The organism is Hydrotalea lipotrueae, from assembly GCF_019249625.1.
GTDB lineage: Bacteria > Bacteroidota > Bacteroidia > Chitinophagales > Chitinophagaceae > Hydrotalea > Hydrotalea flava.
In genome coordinates this window covers 94,979-115,920 of sequence record NZ_JAESDL010000002.1, presented here as the reverse complement: position 1 = coordinate 115,920, position 20,942 = coordinate 94,979, and the positions used below count along the sequence as shown (strand labels likewise).

Annotated in this window: 20 protein-coding genes; 9 read left to right on the top strand and 11 right to left on the bottom strand. The window is 35.5% G+C overall.

All coding sequences use genetic code 11. From position 1 onward, the window contains the following. Positions 1-28: 28 nt before the first annotated feature. The 3 genes from JK139_RS02435 to JK139_RS02425 are packed head-to-tail and all read right to left on the bottom strand — an operon-like array spanning position 29 to position 5,217. Positions 29-3,628 (bottom strand): sulfatase-like hydrolase/transferase, encoded by a 3,600-nt coding sequence (locus JK139_RS02435; RefSeq protein WP_218330491.1) that lies wholly within the window; start codon positions 3,626-3,628, stop codon positions 29-31. Positions 3,629-3,671: 43 nt separating this feature from the next. Continuing rightward, positions 3,672-4,778 carry a HEAT repeat domain-containing protein gene (locus JK139_RS02430; RefSeq protein WP_074418329.1) on the bottom strand — a complete coding sequence of 369 codons (1,107 nt, stop codon included), beginning with the start codon at positions 4,776-4,778 and terminating at the stop codon, positions 3,672-3,674. Then, positions 4,768-5,217, bottom strand: coding sequence for a response regulator (locus JK139_RS02425; RefSeq protein ID WP_074418328.1), 450 nt, complete (start codon positions 5,215-5,217; stop codon positions 4,768-4,770). The genes JK139_RS02430 and JK139_RS02425 overlap by 11 nt, the downstream gene beginning before the upstream one ends. Positions 5,218-5,496: 279 nt before the next feature. On the opposite strand from JK139_RS02425, the gene JK139_RS02420 reads away from it, so the two are divergent. From JK139_RS02420 to JK139_RS02405, 4 genes are all read left to right on the top strand, one after another. Beyond that, entirely contained in the window at positions 5,497-5,967 is a 471-nt protein-coding gene (locus tag JK139_RS02420) for a thioredoxin family protein (protein WP_081298681.1), read from the top strand. A 163-nt stretch (positions 5,968-6,130) separates the two neighbouring features. Beyond that, the gene (gene gatC, locus JK139_RS02415) at positions 6,131-6,421 is read left to right on the top strand and encodes an Asp-tRNA(Asn)/Glu-tRNA(Gln) amidotransferase subunit GatC (RefSeq protein WP_074418327.1); all 291 of its coding nucleotides are present in this window, start codon (positions 6,131-6,133) and stop codon (positions 6,419-6,421) included. An 18-nt stretch (positions 6,422-6,439) separates the two neighbouring features. Next, a complete protein-coding gene (locus JK139_RS02410) occupies positions 6,440-7,150 on the top strand; it encodes an ABC transporter ATP-binding protein (RefSeq protein ID WP_074418326.1) in 711 nt (236 codons plus the stop codon). Positions 7,151-7,246: 96 nt separating this feature from the next. Next, positions 7,247-7,822, top strand: coding sequence for a cob(I)yrinic acid a,c-diamide adenosyltransferase (locus tag JK139_RS02405; protein WP_074419578.1), 576 nt, complete (start codon positions 7,247-7,249; stop codon positions 7,820-7,822). A gap of 17 nt (positions 7,823-7,839) precedes the next feature. On the opposite strand, the gene JK139_RS02400 is transcribed toward JK139_RS02405, so the two are convergent. After that, entirely contained in the window at positions 7,840-8,586 is a 747-nt protein-coding gene (locus tag JK139_RS02400; protein ID WP_317196287.1) for an ABC transporter ATP-binding protein, read from the bottom strand. Between the two features lie 48 nt (positions 8,587-8,634). On the opposite strand from JK139_RS02400, the gene JK139_RS02395 reads away from it, so the two are divergent. After that, entirely contained in the window at positions 8,635-8,856 is a 222-nt protein-coding gene (locus JK139_RS02395) for a DUF2795 domain-containing protein (protein ID WP_068244984.1), read from the top strand. A gap of 112 nt (positions 8,857-8,968) precedes the next feature. Here the strand turns inward: JK139_RS02395 and JK139_RS02390 are convergent, their stop codons facing one another. The 5 genes from JK139_RS02390 to JK139_RS02370 all read right to left on the bottom strand — a co-directional run bounded on the left by JK139_RS02390 (position 8,969) and on the right by JK139_RS02370 (position 15,187). Next, the gene (locus tag JK139_RS02390) at positions 8,969-9,784 is read right to left on the bottom strand and encodes an enoyl-ACP reductase FabI (protein ID WP_074418324.1); all 816 of its coding nucleotides are present in this window, start codon (positions 9,782-9,784) and stop codon (positions 8,969-8,971) included. A gap of 110 nt (positions 9,785-9,894) precedes the next feature. After that, positions 9,895-11,550 carry a DNA repair protein RecN gene (gene recN / locus JK139_RS02385; protein WP_074419577.1) on the bottom strand — a complete coding sequence of 552 codons (1,656 nt, stop codon included), beginning with the start codon at positions 11,548-11,550 and terminating at the stop codon, positions 9,895-9,897. Positions 11,551-11,621: 71 nt separating this feature from the next. Next, on the bottom strand, positions 11,622-13,106 hold the full coding sequence (locus JK139_RS02380; protein WP_074418322.1) for a tetratricopeptide repeat protein: 1,485 nt from the start codon (positions 13,104-13,106) through the stop codon (positions 11,622-11,624). Positions 13,107-13,215: 109 nt separating this feature from the next. Beyond that, positions 13,216-13,971, bottom strand: a complete 756-nt coding sequence (locus tag JK139_RS02375) for a zinc ribbon domain-containing protein (protein ID WP_074420417.1) — start codon at positions 13,969-13,971, stop codon at positions 13,216-13,218. Between the two features lie 118 nt (positions 13,972-14,089). Further along, positions 14,090-15,187, bottom strand: a complete 1,098-nt coding sequence (locus tag JK139_RS02370; RefSeq protein WP_074420410.1) for a Nif3-like dinuclear metal center hexameric protein — start codon at positions 15,185-15,187, stop codon at positions 14,090-14,092. Positions 15,188-15,238: 51 nt separating this feature from the next. Between JK139_RS02370 and JK139_RS02365 the strand changes: the two genes are divergently transcribed. Both JK139_RS02365 and JK139_RS02360 read left to right on the top strand, forming a co-directional pair. Then, positions 15,239-16,093, top strand: coding sequence for an aminotransferase class IV (locus JK139_RS02365; RefSeq protein WP_074420411.1), 855 nt, complete (start codon positions 15,239-15,241; stop codon positions 16,091-16,093). Between the two features lie 43 nt (positions 16,094-16,136). After that, a complete protein-coding gene (locus tag JK139_RS02360) occupies positions 16,137-17,453 on the top strand; it encodes a cryptochrome/photolyase family protein (RefSeq protein WP_218330490.1) in 1,317 nt (438 codons plus the stop codon). Positions 17,454-17,467: 14 nt separating this feature from the next. Here the strand turns inward: JK139_RS02360 and JK139_RS02355 are convergent, their stop codons facing one another. Next, positions 17,468-18,310, bottom strand: a complete 843-nt coding sequence (locus tag JK139_RS02355) for a 1,4-dihydroxy-6-naphthoate synthase (protein WP_218330489.1) — start codon at positions 18,308-18,310, stop codon at positions 17,468-17,470. 20 nt (positions 18,311-18,330) lie between these two features. Further along, positions 18,331-19,011, bottom strand: a complete 681-nt coding sequence (gene mqnB, locus JK139_RS02350) for a futalosine hydrolase (protein WP_218330488.1) — start codon at positions 19,009-19,011, stop codon at positions 18,331-18,333. Between the two features lie 177 nt (positions 19,012-19,188). On the opposite strand from mqnB, the gene JK139_RS02345 reads away from it, so the two are divergent. Both JK139_RS02345 and JK139_RS02340 read left to right on the top strand, forming a co-directional pair. Next, a complete protein-coding gene (locus JK139_RS02345) occupies positions 19,189-20,448 on the top strand; it encodes an alkaline phosphatase family protein (RefSeq protein WP_075051452.1) in 1,260 nt (419 codons plus the stop codon). A gap of 71 nt (positions 20,449-20,519) precedes the next feature. Continuing rightward, positions 20,520-20,930 (top strand): 6-pyruvoyl trahydropterin synthase family protein, encoded by a 411-nt coding sequence (locus JK139_RS02340; protein WP_074420416.1) that lies wholly within the window; start codon positions 20,520-20,522, stop codon positions 20,928-20,930. Positions 20,931-20,942 lie beyond the last annotated feature (12 nt).

Genomic DNA, 20,942 nt, shown 5'->3' with positions numbered 1-20,942 from the left:
AACATACACTGTAGCTTGTGGGATTTAATTATTCTGTATATTTTTTAAACAAGCTATCGGGTAATAGTTTTAAATCTTTTGCGAATTGATTGTTTTTTACTTTGAATTGATTAAATCTATTATTGATTTCTGCCAATACAGAGTCTTTTTTTGTTGCTTCAATCGATAAGCTTGGATAAATTCTAAACAGGCTTTCCTGGTTTTCTAAGTACTCATTACTGATAAAATCTACTAAATCGGTTTTTGTTTGCATCAATGGATAATGATGTATATTTCTGAACCTTATTGCGGTATCTAAACCTAATCCCATCCATGCAACAGTATCCGGAAAAGCAAGCCTGTATTGCTTTTGTAATAACTTAATAAGTGTTGGCGTTATATCAAAATGTGTAGATATACTCCTGAACACTTCACTTTTTTTCAATAATGGCGAATAGATAATCAAGGGTACATGATATCGGTCTAATTTATCTTCTATAGGGATTTCAGGCATTCTGTGATCACCGGTTATGATAAAAATAGTATGTGTAAAATCTGTTCTTTGTTTATAAACATTAAAAAAATATCTTATATTTTCATCGGCATATAAAACTGCACTTAGCTCTTGTTTGTAATGTGCAACTTTTTCTTTATCTGATTCTCTTAATGCAAGTCGGCTTAAATGTTTATCAAATTTATTATAGTATAAAGCTGCCTGATTGAGTGAGAAAGGCTCGTGAGTAGATAAAGTTAGCAAAACATTCAGGTAGGGTGTTGTATTGTTGAGATGATCAAAATAAAACTGATACAGCGATTTATCTTCATAACCCCATGAAAAATTATTCACTGAATTTATTTTTTGATATTTTGTGGCATTGAAATCATGCATATCAAATATTCTGTCTGTTCCATTTTTTTTCATAAACAGGTTCATATTATCAAATGATGCATCTCCACCGTACAGGAACGCAGAATGATAGCCATGTTTCTTTAATAAGTTCATGAGCGTAAATGCCGGCGGCATTTTATTGCCAAGTTCTGCAAAGCCACTTTGTGCAAATGGGAGTGATCCTGTAATAGAAGGTAGTGCAGCAAAAGTTCTGCCACCCTCACTTAAAAAATTACTCCAATACAATGCATGCTTTGATAAAGAATCTAAGAAAGGTGTAAAACTGCCCAAATAAGCTTCATCATTACTAAATGCACTTCCTAAACCTTCTACAATGATAATGACAATATTGGGTATGGTACTGTCAGTTTTAAAATACTGTGAAAGGGTTTCGGCAGAGCTATCTGCTATATGTAGAAAAGGATATTTTTTTTCATATATATATTTAAAATTTTTTGTAACAAATTTTTCTTGCTTTAATTGTGCTATATTTTCAATGTGTTTTGGAAAGAGATATTGGTACGATGCGCTTAGAAAATATGCAGTTTTGTTTTGTGATAAGTTGTTGTAGTAATAATTGTTGTATTCTCTAATTTTCATAAAAGAAGAAAATCCTGTAAAAGAAAGTATTACCAGTATACCACTAAAGATACTAATGCTAATATTGCCAGGGTTTAATTTTTTGGGTAGAAATATTTGCAGGTAAAAAATAATGGATACAATTCCCCAAAAAGCTATGATTACATAAACTGAAATATTTGATGCTGTAATGGTTGTTACAATATCACTCCAACTATAACCAAATATATCCGCTCCTAAAGGCACCTGAGTAAAGTAAAAATATGCTGATAACATTAATTGAATAATGCATACACTAAAAAAAACTGATTGAATAAGGAGTTTCGAAAATTTTCGGCTAATTAAATATGCAAGATACAATGGGAAATACAAGCTAATGACAACTAAAAATAAAAATCGTATATCATGAAAGATAGAGCTTTGCAAAATTTTTGGTAATTGATCAGGAGCACCATTTTTATAGATTTCAGCTAATAATTCAAGTGTACTGATGGTTATAATAGTGCTCACAAATACTATGATATATTTTGCATACAGTTTTGAGAAATAAACCAACTTCAAAAAATAATTTCCAAATACTTCTAATGTTTTACGATCCTTTTTTTGTTTTAGATGTTCCTCTTTGTGCTGTATAATTGTTGTATTGTTTTCCGTAACAATATTTTTTTTATTGAATCCTATTCGAACCATTTCACCCCAATTTGATTTTTTATTGATTTTATCAATAAATCCTTTCATTGCACTCCAAACTACAAATGGGTGAAAGTAGAAAGGTTCTGTAAAAGTGCTAAATATTAAATGAGTAATATCTATTCTCCGCTTATATTGATGATATGTAAGTACTTCCATTAAAATGGCAAAAATGGAATAAGTATATCCGAAAAATATTATAACGATTAAATATAAAATAAAATAACTCCAATCCAATATTCCTGCTAAAGCAAAAATTAAAAAACTGATAAAACCTATAAATTCTATGATGGGTGAACATAGTTCAAAGAAAAACCAATAAGGATAACTTAATAGGCCAAGTATACCGTATTTGGGATTAAAAAACATTTTTTTATGCAGCCACAATGTTTCATAAGTTCCCCGGAGCCATCGATTACGCTGGCGGCCTAAAATTTTAAAATTATCCGGCGCTTCTGTCCAGCACAGAGGATCGGGAATGTATTTCACTACATATGGTAGTTTTCTTTCTTCCATATACCTGCGCATTCTTACCACCAGTTCCATATCTTCTCCTACAGTTTTGTGGTTATAACCACCAGCCTGTATCACAATTTCTTTATCGAATGCACCAAATGCTCCGGATATTAGCATTAATCCGTTTAAACGACTCCATGCCATTCTGCCTAAAATAAAAGCTCTGATGTACTCCAGTGTTTGCATGCGTGGCAAATACTTTTCAGGTAAATATACTTTTACAAGTTTCCCACGCACCACTTCACACGAATTGGCAATTCTAACAACACCACCGGTAGCAATTACTTTTTTATCCGACTCTTCTAAAAATGGTTTCATTACTTTTAATAATGCATCTGGTTCCAAAATGCAGTCAACATCTATACAAACAATATAATCTTTTGAGGCAATATTGATACCCACATTAAGCGCATCTGCTTTTCCTCCATTTTCTTTATCTACAATAATCAATTTTTTGTAAAGCGGATTTCTACTTCTGTAAACACCATTTATAGGTTTTGTTTTAATTTTCTCTTCTGTATAAAAGTTTACCTGCTCTAATTCAAATGCAGTAATTAATTGGGTTAAACTATCATCTTTACTGCCATCATTGATTACAATAATTTCAACATTTATATAATCAATCGATAAGAGTGAATGTACATTTTCCACAATAGTTTTTGCTTCATTATAAGCAGGAGCCAGTACACTAATGCCTGGAGCATAATTATTGGTAAAAAGTAAATCATAATCAGTATATGTGTTCTTATGTAGGTATTTTTTTGTTTCTCCAATTGAATATAATCCTATAAATAAGTATGTGGTAATAAGTGCAACCGAGTAAATGAATATTATTTCTGAAATAATATGATATATTGCTTCAGTCAGTTGATGTGCATTCAGGAGCCACAACATACCATTCTCCCAAATAATGTTTATGTTGCAAATGATGGAGGCAATTTCAAATAGTATATGATGTGTGGCTAAAAAAATCATTTCAGTTGCACGAGCTTTTGTGTTGAAACAGTATCATCAAAATTTATTGATAAGCTAGTTCATCTAGTGCATGCAAAGTGAATTTTGTTACTTTGTTTTTTTGTACAAATAATTGTTCCTTCCACGTTATCATATCCGGTGCTATTTTTAATAGTGTAATCATAGCTTCTTTAGCTAAATCAATATCTTCAGATAGAACTATTTCTTTTAAAAATTGAATATCGTTTCTGCTTCCGATTTTTCGTAGTACAGTTAGTATGGCTATTTTATTTTGTTTTGTTTCTAATTTATAAAGTGCTTTTAGTGCTGATGTTTCTGTTTGTTGGGGAAATGAAACCAATGTTTCAATAGCTGTTTTTCTAACAAAGGCATTATTATGCTTTAAACAAGTTTGGTGAATAATAGGCAATGCTTCTTTAATGCTATAAATAGCTGCTATTTTTAAGCAAAATGTTATTACAGTATCGTTTTTTGATCGTAGCCATTCGTTTAATTTTTTTAAAAAAACATTACTTGGCTGTTGGTTTTGTAATTGTGCTAATAGTTTAATTTGTTGCCATTCTGTGATTGGATTTGATATAACACTTAAAAACCGAAGTCCATCAAATCCATACATATTTACAATGCCTGTTTGTGCTTCTGTGCGTACCAATTCGTTTGTACTATTTGTATTTTTATAAATTACCTTTAATAAATCTCGTTGATCCATGGTATATAATTCGTGGATACCCTTTGCTTTTACATACCATTTTTTACTGTACAGTTTTTTAATTGAACTGTCTTTTAGTTGTAAAATTTCATACAATCGGATGATATTCCCTACTTCTTTTCCCTGAATATTATTTTTTAATACTATTAATTCATTCGTGATTATTTTTTTAGCATAGTTTGATTTTAAAATATTTTTTATTCTATCGGGTAACTCACTTGATGGTTCATTTGTTGCAGCAATTTGTTCAGCCAGCCAGTTGCTCATTCTTTTTTGAATAATAATTTTGAGGAGAAAATACCTTTTTTTAATGTAGGTATTGGTATAAATTACAATCACCAGAGTAACAGACAGAATAAAGAATATCAACGCAACTGTTCGAAGTGTTTCGAGGTGTATATAGTAAAATATAAGCGTTTGCTTCGTAATATTATAATTCATTGGTTCCATCTTTATATAATTGAACAGGGTATTTATACAATGGTATGCTTTCAGGTAAATTTAATAAAGCAGGTTGTGCAATCTGTTTCGATTTGAATTCAGAAATTGCAGTTAATATTTGTTCAATATTAAATGGTCTCTTGATGTATTTATTTACACCTGATTTTTTTAAATCATTGATGATTTCTTCCTGTGTAAGTTTGGTTATTACTACTATAAAAATATTTGGAAACTTTGATTTGGCTAACTTAATTAACTCAAGTCCTGATGCATACTTCAGTTTTAATTTAGTAATCAGTATATCAGGTTTAATGTGCACTATTAATTCATGCACATGTTCTCCTTCTAAACTGCTGTATACGGTATATTTGGCCTCACTTAATCTTATGGTCAATATTTTCAACAGAATAGGATTACTTTCTACTACTAAAACTTTCATAATCTATTATAATATTTATATAGACTGATATAGTATTTGGGTGTCGCCAATACATCAAATTGTAAGTGCGACAAGATTCTTTCTCAGGTTATAGGTTTATTTAAGAGTTGGGTTATTCAAATCTCCATATTAAAGTTATATAAGCTGAAGCATATAACGTATAATTTATTGTATTTATTGTAGTATTATTGCTACATATTGCCTTAAAATTATTTACAATCATCAGATTTAACAGATTTTCTCATTTGAAAATCAGAATTTTACATTTCAATTGGAAGCATGCTGTTGAAAACATTGTTCATTACATTCTTTATTTGGTTGATTCCTTCAACCAATCGTGCCGGCGAAAAGCAGTATATGATGCAACAACCGAATGTTGTAACACATGCCATTCGGTTTATAGAACAGGATTGGAATTTAGCGAAGCAAATGGCTAAACAAGAAAACAAATTAATATTTGTTGATGTATATGCAACCTGGTGCCCGCCTTGTATGCTATTGAAAACCAAAACCTTTCAAAATAAAAAAGTAGGCGATTTCTTTAATAATAATTTTATTAATATTTCTATTGATGCTGAAAAAGGCATTGGCCCGCAGGTATCCCGCTATTTTGGTGTAAATGCTTATCCTACATTGGTATTTACAGATGCAGCAGGTAAACCGGTGATGTATGCATTGGGTTATATGGGTACAAAAGATATTTTAAAGTTTGCACAAGCTGCGCTGGATAAGCTCAATTCCCAAAAATAACCATGTTTTGCAGATAGTCATCCATCTGCTTCAATTAATCAGCCGAATTTGCCGTTAATACAAAGGCTGTGATGAATTAGAACATTTCAGTTATTTTTGAAAGAATAACCATACTCGTTAGTAACGGTATTGTTTTTTAGAATATTAAAACAAAATTTTAAATATGCAGGTTGATAAAGCTATGGTTGAAAAATTGGCGCATTTATCCCGTTTGAATGTTGATGAAGCCGATATGCCCCAATTAATTAGCGATTTGGAAAATATGATAGCCTTTGTACAGGAACTGCAGGCGGTTGATACTACCAATGTTGCACCATTAATGTACGTGGGCCAGCCCATGAATGTTTTTAGGGAAGATGAAGTTGATAACCAAATTACGCAGGCTGAAGCATTGAAGAATGCGCCGCTGCACAATGGCGATTTTTTTCAGGTACCTACTGTTATAAAAAAATAAAGTTTAATTATCAACCGTATGGATATTCTTATTGAACTCAATCATATAGAGAAAGATTATTTTATAGGAAACCAGGTAATCAAAGTATTAAAGGGGATCAGTCTTTCTATATTACGGAATGAGTATGTAGCCTTAATGGGACCTTCCGGAAGTGGAAAAAGCACCCTCATGAATATTTTGGGTTGCCTTGATTCGCCAACGGGTGGTCGTTATATTTTAAATGGTAAAGATGTTAGTAAAATGCCCGATGATGATTTGGCTGAAGTACGTAATAAAGAAATTGGTTTTGTTTTTCAACAATTTAATTTACTACCCCGTTTAACAGCTGCAGAAAATGTAGCACTTCCCCTCATTTATGCAGGTGTTGCTAAAAAAGAGCGGCTGGAAAGAGCCATTGAGGCTTTGCAAAAAGTTGGATTGGGTGATCGTAGTCATCATAAATCGAATGAATTAAGTGGTGGCCAAATTCAAAGAGTTGCTATTGCAAGAGCATTGGTCAATAATCCATCCATTTTATTGGCAGATGAGCCAACAGGAAATTTAGATTCTAAAACTTCAGTTGAAGTAATGGAAATTTTTGGCAAAATTCAGGAAGCAGGCAATACAGTGGTACTGGTAACCCACGAAGAAGATATTGCACGTTATGCCAAACGCATTATTCGGTTGCGCGATGGGGTAATTGAAAGTGATAATATCAAAGATTTTACTACGCACACCGTTTATCAATAATGAGGTATAGAAGAAAACCTGCTTTATTTATTTACTGTATAGCATAAACCTTTTTACGGGTAACTTTGTAACATCTTTTGATTGATATTGTACAATATGGCCCTAAAAATTTATACAAAAACCGGAGATGCCGGCAACACCAGCTTAATTGGTGGAACAAAAGTTGCAAAAAATCATATTCGTATTGAAAGTTATGGTACGGTAGATGAATTGAATTCATTTATTGGATTGCTAAGCGACTCAATTGCTCTATTTCCTGTTTTACAGCCATTATGTGCTGATTTAAAAGAAATTCAGGACAGGTTATTTACCATTGGATCTTCTTTAGCCTGCGATCCTGAAAAAGCACCTTTAATGAAAATTCCTGATTTAAATAAAGCCGACATAGAGTGGTTAGAACATCATATTGATGCCATGCAGGCCGATTTACCTGTGATGAAGCATTTCATTTTACCGGGTGGGCATACTGCCATTTCAACCGCGCATATTACCCGTTGTGTTTGCCGCAGAGCCGAACGTTTGTGTGTGGCTATGCAAGCCAACAATTTGTTTGTAGATCCTTTGGTAATTCAATATTTAAACCGGTTGAGTGATTATTTATTTGTTATAGCCCGTTGCATTGGACACAAACTGCAAATAGCAGAAATTGCCTGGAAGCCCCGTATTCAGTAGTAATTTCAGTAGTTGTTTCAGGAAACAATTAGCCCGTCTTTCATGTGTAAAACCCGGTTGCTTAATGCAGCAAGTTCCGCATTATGGGTAACAATTAAAAAAGTGTGCCCTAATTCCTGCTGCAATCTTAAAAATAAATCGTGTAAATCTTTGGCATTGGCACTATCCAAATTGCCAGTGGGTTCGTCGGCAAAAATAATATCGGGCCGGTTAATGAGCGCCCTTGCCACTGCAACCCTTTGTTGTTCTCCGCCGCTTAATTCCTGAGGTTTATTATGTATTCTATCTGCCAATCCCAGTAGGGTGAGCAGCTCAGTGGCGTGCAATTGTAATTCTTTTTTCCCTCTTTGGGCAATCCAACCCGGTACGCATACATTTTCCAATGCTGTAAATTCAGGTAATAAATGGTGAAACTGAAATACAAACCCAATATGATTGTTTCTAAAATCTGCTAATTTTTTACCTTTTAACTGATGAATGGGTTGGTTGTTCAGCATAATTTCGCCGCCGTCTGCCTCATCTAAAGTACCTAAAATATGCAGTAAGGTACTTTTGCCGGCTCCGGAAGAACCTACAATTGATACAATTTCGCCCTGTTCAATTTGCACATTTACGCCTTTTAAAACTTCTAAACGATTGTATTTTTTTACAATATTGCGGGCACTTAACATAAATTTTACAAAGGTATTTGGCCGTAAACTTACAATAGATTCCTGCTTTTTACCTATTTTTTCAAAATAATTTACAAATACCTGTAAAGCCATTTTTGGTAGTTTCGCAGATACGGTTACTTTTGCACAAAATTTTTAAATATGTTCTGGACATTAGAACTGGCAAGTTATCTGGAAGAAGCACCCTGGCCCGCTACTAAAGATGAGTTAATAGATTACTCTATCCGTAGTGGTGCACCCATTGAGGTGGTTGAAAATTTGCAGGAATTAGATGACGAGGGGGAGGTTTATGAAAGTATTGAAGATATTTGGCCCGATTACCCAAGTCAGGAGGATTTTATGTTTAATGAGGATGAGTATTAACGAAACCACCTTCCATTATATTAGCCACCATTTATGGGTGGTTTTTTTGTGCCTGTACAATAAAAAAACCGGTGAAAATCCGGCTTTTAATTGCAATATTTTGAAGTGACTTTTATTCCAATCCCATTTTTTCCATAATGGTATTGCTAACACCGGTAGAGGAGTAGCCACCATCATGAAAAAGATTTTGCATGGTAACCATACGGGTTAAATCTGAAAACAACGTAATGCAATAATTGGCACAATCTTCGGCAGTAGCATTGCCTAATGGGGCAATGGCATTGGCATAATCAAAAAAGTCGCCAAAGCCTTTAATTCCGGTACCAGCAGTTGTTTTAGTTGGAGATTGAGAAACGGTATTGATGCGTACTTTTTTTGTTACGCCATAATGGTAGCCAAAACTTCTTGCAATAGATTCTAACATAGCTTTAATATCTGCCATATCTGTATAAAAAGGATAAGTGCGTTGTGCTGCTGCATAAGTTAAAGCCACCACACTTCCCCATTCGTTAATGGCATCTAATTTTTTAGCAACGGCCAGCATTTTGTGTAATGATAATGCAGAAACATCTATACCTTTTAAAAAGTAATCATAATTCAATTCTGTGTAGGGAATATTTTTTCTGATATTCACGCTCATACCAATGGAATGTAAAACAAAATCTATTTTACCGCCCAAAACTTCCTGACCATGCGTAAATAAATGGGTTAACTCTTCAACATTCGTGGCATCTGCAGGAATAATGAGAGAGCCGGTTTTTTCTGCCAGCGCATTAATTTGCCCCATACGCATGGCAATGGGGGCATTCGTTAATACAAATGTTGCACCTTCTTCATGCGCTTTTTCCGCTACTTTCCAGGCAATTGAATTTTCATCTAATGCTCCGGAAATAATACCTCTTTTGCCTTTTAATAAGTTGTATGCCATACATTTATTTTTTCAACTGTAAAAAAATTGTTTATGAAACCTCAAACATAAAGATTTAATGCAAGAAATGGATGCAACTGCTGCTGTTTGTTTACAATTAGACAAATTTTTTAAGGTTGCATCATTTCTTTTGCTGTTTCCAATGCGGCTGCACCGGGTTTTTCTCCGCCCAGCATTTGTGCAATGGCTATAATTCTTTCTTCCTGATTCAGCAAACGTATATTTGTTTGAGTTGCGTTATTGATGTTTTCTTTATATACAAAAAAATGTGCATCGGCCTTGCCAGCCATTTGTGGCTGATGTGTAATACAAATAATTTGCCTGTTTTCCGATAAATTTTTCATAATCAAGCCTACTTGTTTGGCTGCCTCGCCGCTAATGCCGGTATCTATTTCATCAAAAATTAGCGTTGGTAAATCGATGTATTGTGCTATCAGTGATTTTATGCAAAGCATCAGCCTGCTTAACTCGCCCCCGCTGGCCACTTTCTTTACCGGTTCAAAGCGGTTGGTATGGTTGGCATCAAACAAAAACTCAATATTATCCAAGCCATATTCCCACAAAGTAGTGGCTTGTATATTTACCTTTATTCGTGCATTGGGCATACCAACCTGAAACAATAAACGATTTACTTTTTGCTCAAAGGGTTGAATTTGCTTGTGTCTTTCCCCTGAAATGGCTGTTGCCAGTTCAGTAGCATGCTGTTGCAATGCTGCAGCTTTTTTTACCAGTTGTTCAATGGTATCATCAATTAATAAAACCTGTTGTAACTGTTCGCTTAATTGTTGTTGAATGGAAAGTAATGCTTCAGTATTTTGTACATTGTGTTTTTTCAACAACTTATATCCGGCTGCCAGCCGCTCTTCAATTTCTGCAATACGTTCTGCATCAAATAAAATATGCTGATTAATATGATCTATTTCAGTTGCAATATCTTTCAGCTCAATATGTGCAGCATTCAGGCGTTCAATCAAAGCGGGTATATCAGGATGCATGGCATGGTATCCTTGCAACTGCTGTATTATTTGTTTCAATTGCTGCACAATGGGTTGTTCACTTTCTATTAGTGGATATACAATGCCGGTTAAAGTAGCCTTAATACCTTCGCTATTGCTGAGTAATTTCAATTCCTGATCTAAATTTTCCAGCTCATTGGGGGCCAGTTGCAGGGTAGTTAATTCATCTAATAAAAATCGGTTATAATCTGCCTCTTTTTCAAAAGTTGTTTTTTGGGATTGAAGTGATGCTAATTCCTGCAGGGTATCTTTCCATTGTTTGTAAATGAACTGATATTTTTTTAATGGTTCACTTTGTTGTGCCAATGCGTCAATTACCTGCCGTTGGAAATCGGCTTTGGCCAAATCCAATGTATCAAATTGCTGATGTAAATCAACCAGCAAATTACCCAGTGTTTTCAGTTGCTGTAAACTAACAGGCGTATCATTAATAAAAGCTCTTGATTTTCCGTTGGGCGCAATTTCTCTCCTAATGAGCAGCGATGATTCTAAATCCAGTTCATTTTCTTTTAAAAATTGAGTAACTGCTTTTCTGTTTTCGGTTAAAAATACACCTTCAATAATACATTTTTTTTCAGGGTTAATCAGTACGGCTGTATCGGCTCTCTCGCCCAAAATAAGGTTTAAAGCACCCATCAGTATACTTTTACCGGCTCCTGTTTCGCCGGTAATAATGTTGAGTTTATGGCTAAACTGAATGGATACCTCATCAATAATTACATAATTCTGTATGTATAGTTTTTGTAACATGGTACTGGCAATAAAAATAATGACAAAGCGATTGAATGCAAATTAAAAGAATAAAATGAGTAAAAACATGCTTACTGTCCGGTACAACGTGCAATGCCGCTTTTAGCACGCTGGTCCAATGAACTTTTATAATCATGCTCTCCTAAATTCAGGCAAAGATTGTAATAAGCAACTGCTTCATTTTTATTTCCGGTTCTTTCATAAATCATCCCTGCCTGTAATGCAGCCCTTGCAGCATAATATTCTGTTCTGTCTTTGCCCAACTGATAGGCTTTCCGGTAAAATTCAATGGCTTTGGCATTGTCATCCAATCCATCGTAAATTCTACCCATTCTATAGGTAAATTCTAACTGATCGGTTATGTCTGTATAATTATTAACATGGGTATTCCTTAACAGTTGTAATGCTTCTGTTCTGTAGCCGCCGTCATCCAATAGTCTTGCTTCCAGTAACAATGCATTGGGCCATTTTTTGGTTTGTGCTTCTTTTTGTGCTTCCTTATCTGCATCGGCCATGGTGCTGCCTTTGCTCATAATTTGTTTTCGGGCATTTTCTGCCGCAGGCATATTCCCCATTAAAAAATAACACCAGCTTAAGCGGCGGTAGGTATCTTTTACATAAAATTTTCCTTTAAACTGTTGCAGGAATAAATTAAATTCCCTTACTGCATCATTTAATTGTAAGTGATTCAATAAATCGTATCCCAACTCCAAATGCCAAACCGGTGTTTCTAAATAGCCCGATGCTTTGCTGCGGTTTAAAATAATGCTTTTGGCAAATTCTGTCTGTTTATCATTTTTACCCAAATTAGCTGCCATATAGGCCAATAAATGATTGTTCACCAAATCAAAACGTCCCGATCTTAAGAATTGAACGGTTTCTGATTTTTGATTTTCTAAATAAAAATTTAAATATCCATAAATAAATGCGCCTTCCGTTCGCATCAGTTGTGCCCAGGCATTGTTGCTGAAAGCAAAAGTTTTTACCTGTAACATTCCATCTTTTACTGAGCCGCGCAAGCCTAACAGCGAAGCCAGCCATTTATAGTTTTTGGGAATGGTACCCACTGCGGCTTCTAATGCCCCGTAAATAAGTTGATTGGGTAAAAAATTGGGAAATTTTTTCTTGTTTTCTTTAATGAGCAGGAACGATTTTCTAAATGCCCAGCCTGCGGTCCAGGTTTCTCCAAATTTTATGGCAACTGCTGCTTTTTGTAAATAAATTACACTTTGTGTATATAAAAACAAAGGCGAGTTTTTATTGCCTGTTTGCATTAGGCCAATTCTTTCATCGAACAGTTCCTTTTTTTGGGCATATTCCTGTGGATCTTCATTTAAAAAAAGAGTAAAAAAATCGATGTAACTTTCAATATAAACGGGAATTAAATTCTGCGGATTGGCTTGTTTGCTTTCTTCAATATAGCGAAAGCCTTTTCCTATTTGCAATTGCATTACTTCGGTATATGCCTGCTGGCAGGAGCTTGAAAAATCAAATACCTTTTGTGCATTTGTGTTGAAGAAAAACAACAATAAAAGGATGGCGGTTGCTAATTTCATTGGTGATAAATGCTTTTAAAACAATGTATTCAAAATACCAATATGGTGCAAAATAAAACAGGAGCTTTAGTAAAGCCCCTGGTTTGTGATATAAAAAAGTTAAGATATTTTATTTTGCTACAACCGAATCGTTCAAGTCGGCATCTACTAAAATTCTGCCGCAGTTTTCGCATACAATTACTTTTTTGTGCATGCGTATTTCGCTTTGGCGTTGCGGGGGTATGGCATTGTAACAACCACCACAGGCATCTCTTTCAACCGGAACTACAGCAAGTCCATTACGGTAGTTTTTGCGAATACGATCATAGCTGTATAACAAGCGTTCATCAATTTCTTTACGGGCTTCTTCGCTCAGCTTTTTAAAATGTTTTTCTTCTTTTTCTGTTTCCACAATAATTTTTTCCAGTTCGCCTTTTTTGTGGGTTAAAATACCTTCTTTGGTAGCAATTTGTTTTTTTGCAGCATCCAAAGCTTTTACTTTATTGGCCAACTCTTCATTGGCATCCCGAATATTTTTTTCGCACAGCTTAATTTCAAGCTGTTGCATTTCAATTTCTTTAGAGATGGCCTCAAACTCGCGACTGTTTTTTACATTATCGCTTTGTTTCTCGTACTTTTTAATCATGGCCTCACTTTCGGTGATAGCCAGTTTCTTTTGTTCAATAAATTCAGAAATGCCATTAATTTCTTCTTCAATCCTGTTTTTTCTGCTTAAAATGCCGGCAATTTCATCTTCCAAATCACTCACTTCAATGGGTAATTCGCCTTTCAAAATTTCAAATTCATCTAATTTGCTGTCAATTTTTTGCAGCTTAATAAGGCCTACCAGTTTTTCTTCTACAGAAAATTCTTTAGCTGTTGCCATATTTTGTATTGTGTTTTTTGTGTTTAATAGTTTTATGGTACCGGCTGTATCAACCCCCATATTGCTTTCGTTGCGTCGCATTCCGTTCATCGTTCGGTTGGATTGGCAGCGATGCGTTTTATAAAAAATATTGTATGGGATTGGTACTTACCTTACTTTTAAGGACGGCAAAGGTAGGGAATTTGGTTTGTAAAACCGCCTCCAATAAATCAATTGTAAATTGCTCACTTTCCCAATGGCCCACATCGGCTATAATAATAGTGTTGTTGGCTTCAAAAAAATCGTGGTATTTTACATCGGCAGTAATAAATATATCGGCACCAGCGGCAATTGCCCGTTGGGTTAAAAAGCTGCCTGCTCCACCACAAATAGCCACTTTTTGAATGGGTTTCCCCAATAATCGGGTATGTTTTATTACAGGCACCTTCAATAAATGCTTTATTTTTTCTAAAAATGCAGTTTCTTCAACCGGATGAGGTAAACTGCCTATAATGCCACTGCCTACCTGATTAAAATGATTGAGCAAAGGAACCACATCATAAGCTACTTCTTCATAAGGATGCGCTTTCCATAATGCTTCAATAATAGCGGATTGTAGTACAGCCGGAAAAATTACTTCAATTTTTTCTTCCGGTTCTAAGTGCCTTTCACCAATATTGCCTACAAATGGAGTGGTTCCTGTGCCTGCTTTAAAAGTTCCCGTTCCCCCGGTACTAAAACTGCATTCGCTGTATGCACCAATATTGCCGGCTCCGGCTTCAAATAGGGCGTTTTTTATTTTTTCAGTATAGGCTTTGGGTACAAAAGTGTACAATTTGTTCAATGTATTGGGTTTGGGTAATAAAATTTGAGTATTTGTTAAACCCAATTTGGTGGCCAGTATACCATTTACACCGTTAATTACATTGTCTAAATTGGTGTGTATGGCATAAATGGCAATATTTTGCTGAATGGCTTTTATAATGGTTCGCTCTACATAATTAGAGCCGGTAATTTTTTGTAAACCCTTAAAAATAATGGGATGATGGGCTACCACTAAGTTGCATTTCCGGTCATGTGCTTCCTGAATTACTGCTTCGGTTACATCTAACGTGCAAAGTACACCGGTGCACTTCTTTGCAGAATTTCCAACCAATAATCGGGCATTGTCGTAAGATTCCTGATAAGCCGGTGCTGCAAAATCTTCTAACGTTTGTGTAATTTCTCCTATTTTCATAAAAAAAAGTATTAATTAAGCGGCAAAATAAAACTAAACTAAATTTAGGATATGCAACCGGACGGCTACTTTAATTACAATGGAAAATTGTATAAAAACGAGAAAGCGGTAATTTCTGTAAGCAATCGGTCTTTTAGATATGGCGATGGCTGCTTTGAAACACTAAAAATGCTGAATGGCAAAATATGCCTGCAGGCTATGCATTTAGAAAGATTATTTGTATCGCTGCAGCAATTGCATTTTAATCGCCCCAACTACTTTATAACCGATGCTTTTCATGAACAGATTATAGAATTAGTTAAAAAAAATCATCATAAAAAAGCCGCACGTATTCGTATTACCATTGCCCGTGGTGAGGGTGGTTTATATGATCCTGAAAATGATTTTCCTAACTATGTGATACAGTCCTGGGATTTGAACAGCGCCAATAATCAACTGAATGAAAATGGACTTGTTACCGGCATTTATACCGATGCAAGAAAAATTAATGATGCCTACTCACATATAAAAAGTAATAATTACCTGTGCTATGCCATGGCAGCTTATTGGGCTAAGGAAAAAAAAATGAACGATGCATTGGTATTGAATGCGCAAGGCAATGTTGCAGATGCAACCATTGCCAATGTATTTATTATTCAGGATGGCATTATTAAAACACCTGCAATTACTGAGGGCTGTGTAGGTGGTATTATGCGAAAATATTTATTGAAATGCCTGCGTGCTGAAAATATTCCTGTGGAAGAAACTACCATTTCGCCGGAAGATGTGCTAAAAGCAACCGAAGTATTTTTTACCAATACCATTTATGGCATAAAGTGGGTAAAAGAGGTGAATAATATGCACTATAAAACACAAACGACTCCATTACTGTATGAAAAATTTATAGCACCGCTATGGGCTGTTTAAACAATTTGAATGGCTGCTTGTTAAATCGTTCAATATTGTTATTATGAAACAGGAAATAGCTATTATGTGGTTTAGAAGGGATTTGCGTTTTGAAGATAATGCAGCCTTATATCATGCGTTTCGTCAGCCCCATCCCGTTATACCTCTGTTTATATTTGATACTCATATTTTAGATAAACTTACCAACAGAAATGATGCAAGAGTGCAGTTTATACATTCGGTAATCACAAACATGCACTGGCAGTTGATGCGCAATGGGAGCGGCATGTGGGTGTACTACGGCTCACCGTTACAGGTGTTTCAACAGTTGTCTGAAAATTTTAGCATACAATCGGTGTATACCAATACAGATTACGAACAATATGCCATTGTCAGAGATGCCGGTATTGCCGATTTTCTGCTCCGGCAAGGTGCTGCATTCCATTCTTTTAAAGATCAGGTAATTTTTGATGGGAGTGAAGTGGTGAAAGAAAATGGAAAGCCTTATACTGTTTTTACTCCATACAGCCGAAAATGGAAAGCATTATTGCAACCTTTTCATTTAAAATCTTACCCATCGGGCCGGGATATTAGACATTTTTTTCAGTCGGCCGAACATACCATTCCAACTTTAGCAGAAATGGGTTTCCATGCAGCAGATATACCCATCCCATCGCAACAACTCAATGAGGGCCTGATAGCAAAATATAATCAGCAACGTAATTTTCCGGCTGTAAATGGCACTTCCAGGCTGGGCATTCATTTGCGCTTTGGCACCATCAGTATTCGTATGTTGGCTGCAAAAGCACAGCAACTGAACGAAGCTTTTTTAAATGAATTGATATGGCGCGATTTTTATCATTCCATTTTATACCATTTTCCGCATGTTAGGGGGGGAAAGGCTTTTAAGCCCATTTATGATCAAATTGAATGGAGCAATAACGAAGCAGCATTTGAAAAATGGTGTGCCGGTAAAACCGGTTATCCTATTGTAGATGCGGGTATGCGTGAACTAAATGCCACCGGTTATATGCACAACCGGGTTAGAATGATTGTAGCTTCTTTTTTAACCAAGCATTTGCTGATTGACTGGCGCTGGGGTGAAGCTTATTTTGCAGAAAAGTTATTGGATTATGATTTTGCTGCTAATAACGGCGGATGGCAGTGGGCGGCAGGCAGTGGTTGCGATGCAGCGCCTTATTTCAGAATATTTAATCCTGCATTGCAAACTGAGAAGTTCGATAAAAATTTAGCGTACATCAATAAGTGGATACCGGAGCTGAATAGTTTTGAATATCCGGATCCAATTGTGCAGCACGAAATGGCCCGTAAACGGGCATTGCAAGTTTATGGTGCGGTACTAAAAAATAAAAAGGAGTAGCTAATTGTATGAAATTATGCAATGCATACATCCTGCAGCAATGGCATAGCGTTATGGTGCATATCTGCATATATTTTTAATAAAGTTGCTACAGCTTTTTTACCGTTTTCGCCCAATGTAAACGAGTAATCGTTCACATACAAATCAATATGCTGACGCATAATGGTTGGTTGCATTTCCTGCGCATGTTGTTGTACAAAATCAGCCAGTGTTTGATGGTGCTTTTGATAGGCATATGCCACACTTTCCTGTATCAATGCATCTATCTGCAATAGCAATGCTGTTGGCAAAGTTCTTTTGGCAATAATACCTCCTAAAGGGATGGGAGATCCAGTTGCGCTTTCCCAATATTCGCCCAGATCTTTTAGCTTTATTAAACCTTTTTTCTGATAAGTAAATCTGTTTTCATGAATAATAACACCTGCATCTACTTTGCCGGTTAATACTGCTGTTTCTATTTCATGAAAAACCATCATTTTTTTATTGCTAATAGTAGGGTAAGCTAATGAAAACAAAAGATGTGCAGTGGTGTTTTCGCCGGGAATAGCTACTGTGGCTGTTTCTGGATACATTTGGATGGCATTATTACCGGGTAAACTAATTAACAATGGTCCTACTCCCTTTCCCAATGCACCACCGCTTTGCAGCAACCAGTAGTAAGGCGAAACCGCGGGTAGCACACCATAACTAATTTTCGAAAAGTCTAATTTTTTTTCAATAGCCCATCTATTCAATGTTTCTACATCTTCTAATATTACATCAAATTCAATTCCCTTTGTATCAATTTTATGATTCACCAATGCATCAAAAATAAAAGTATCGTTGGGGCAGGGTGAAAATCCTAATGTGTATTTCATGATATGTAATGCGCTTTTATTTAGTTCTTACTTTCAAAATTTATTTCATTCAAAATTTCAACATATTGAATGATTGCTTTGTTCAAAGCTTGCAATGCTTTCTCCATCGCCCATTTTTGCTTATCTCGCTCACCTACCACATTCGAAATAGCTCTTACTTGTATATAAGGAATATTAAAAATACCGGCAACAAAATGCAAAGCAACCCCCTCCATCGTTTCTATATCGGGTGCATATTTGCTGTTCAGTTGTACAATGCGTTGCGGATTGGTTGAAATTTCATTCACAGAAATACCACTAACTTCCGGCAATGCGGTAATATTCCATTGTTCTAAATAGTGATTGGTGATGCTCCCGTTTTCAAAAGGTTTTGTGTTTTTTGATTGTAATCCCAAATCAAAAATATCTTTCCAATTTTGCTGTTCCATTACACCTGTATCGCCTAACATCTCTTTTTTTACTGCTACTACTGAGGCAGGTTTTAAGTGTTGATGAAATGTACCGGCAATACCTGCCTGGATGATGCAATCCGGATGCTCTGTTAAAACCAGTTTTGTTAATTGTACAGCAGATAAAAGCATGCCTACACCGGTGGTTGCAAAATGCAATGCAGTAATATTTTTATGGTGTTTGTTTTTTTGTAAAGTTTCCTTTGCAATTTGTATTTCAAAAGCTGTTGCGGCAGTTACCCAAATTTTCATGCAAAAAATTTTCGATTTTTATACTTCAATTTCGCTTCCCTGTTGTTGTTTCGTGCAAGGAAGCATCGAATTGAATGTAAAATTAAAGTTTGTAAATCTGGTATAATAGGTTTGTTTACAATTAAATAACAAAACAATTTCCATTTAAATCTGGAATTTTAGCCATTAATATTTTATATGAAGTTATGTAAAATCAGTTGCTTGTTGTTGGTTGTTTGCTCAGTTCATTCAGTGCTTTTTGCACAGCATCAACAACATAAAGTACTGTTTGTAATTGCGGATGGTATTCCGGCCGATGTGATAGAATCAGTTCCTAAACCTGCTATCAATTCAGTTATTCAGGTGGGTACTTATAGAAGATCGTTTACAGGCGGCATACCAAACAGCTATTCTCAAATGCCTACTATTTCAGCACCCGGTTACAATAATTTATTAACGGGCACCTGGGCATACAAACACAATGTGTTTACGAATGGCGTTAAAAATCCTAATTATCATTATCTCAATATTTTGCGGTTAATTAAAGAGAGCAATCCCGAAAAAAAAGTAGCAATATTTTCCAGTTGGTTAGATAACAGAACAAAGTTGTTGGGTGATGGATTGCCTGCGGCAGGCAATTTTAAACCAGATATACATTTTGATGGATATGAATTAGATACAATGCAGTTTCCGCATGATGCTGCCCATCATTATATGCATTTGATTGATGAAGCTGTGGTAGCGAAAGCAGACAGTGTTGTACGTAGCTCAGGTCCGGATGCTTCATGGGTATATCTGGAATATACAGATGATATGGGGCATATGCATGGCACCGGCGATATATTTAAACAGGCCGTATCATATTTAGATATCCAAATGGGTAAAATTTGGCAGGCTATTCAATATCGGGAAAAACATTTTAATGAAAAATGGTTGCTGATTTTAACGACCGATCATGGCCGTGATGCACAAACCGGACGAAACCATGGTGGGCAGTCAGAAAGAGAAAGAACGACCTGGATGGTAATGAATACGAAGCAATTGAATGAATATGCCAAAAAAGATGAACCTGCTGTGGTAGATATTTTTCCAACCATTGCTCGTTTTATGGAGGTGCCTGTTCCCACTGCCATGCAATATGAATTGGATGGTGTGCCAATGCTGGGTCCGATTTCGGTTGCGCACCCCTCTGTAATGCTGCAAAATGATTCATTGGTAGTACATTGGCAATCATTTTCTGCCAATGAACCGGTTAAAATTTATTGGACAACTACCAACTGTTTTAAATCCGGTAATGTAGATACCTATCATTTAGCAGGTAACGTTCCAAATAAGCAACAGGTTTTTTCTATTGCACTGCAACAGCTCCACGGCAATTTTTATAAGGTAGTAATTGAAGGGATACACAATACGGTAAATACCTGCTATTTACCGCAATCAACTAAGCATACAGAATAAAGTCTGTTGGCGCCACCCGGTTGAAATATAAACTTGCAAATATTACCTTTGCCGGTAAATAATGGTGTAGAATGGTATATTTAACCCGTCAGGAGCATTTTAATGCAGCACATAAACTCTACAATCCCAACTGGAGCAGAGAAAAGAATGAACAAGTATTTGGCCTTTGTGCCAATGAAAACTGGCATGGGCATAACTACGATTTATATGTAACCATTAAAGGCATGCCCGACCCCGATACCGGTTTTTTGTATGATGTTAAAAAGCTAAGCCAATTAATTAAAACTAGGGTGATTGATAAATTAGATCATAAGAATTTGAATTTGGATGTAGATTTTATGCAGGGAAAAATGTGCAGCACCGAAAATCTGGCTGTTGCCATTTGGCAGCAATTGGCTCCTTATTTACCGGATACCGTACAATTGCATTGCATTAAATTGTATGAAACCGCCAGAATATATGTAGAATATTTTGGCGATTAATAGCGAAATTGC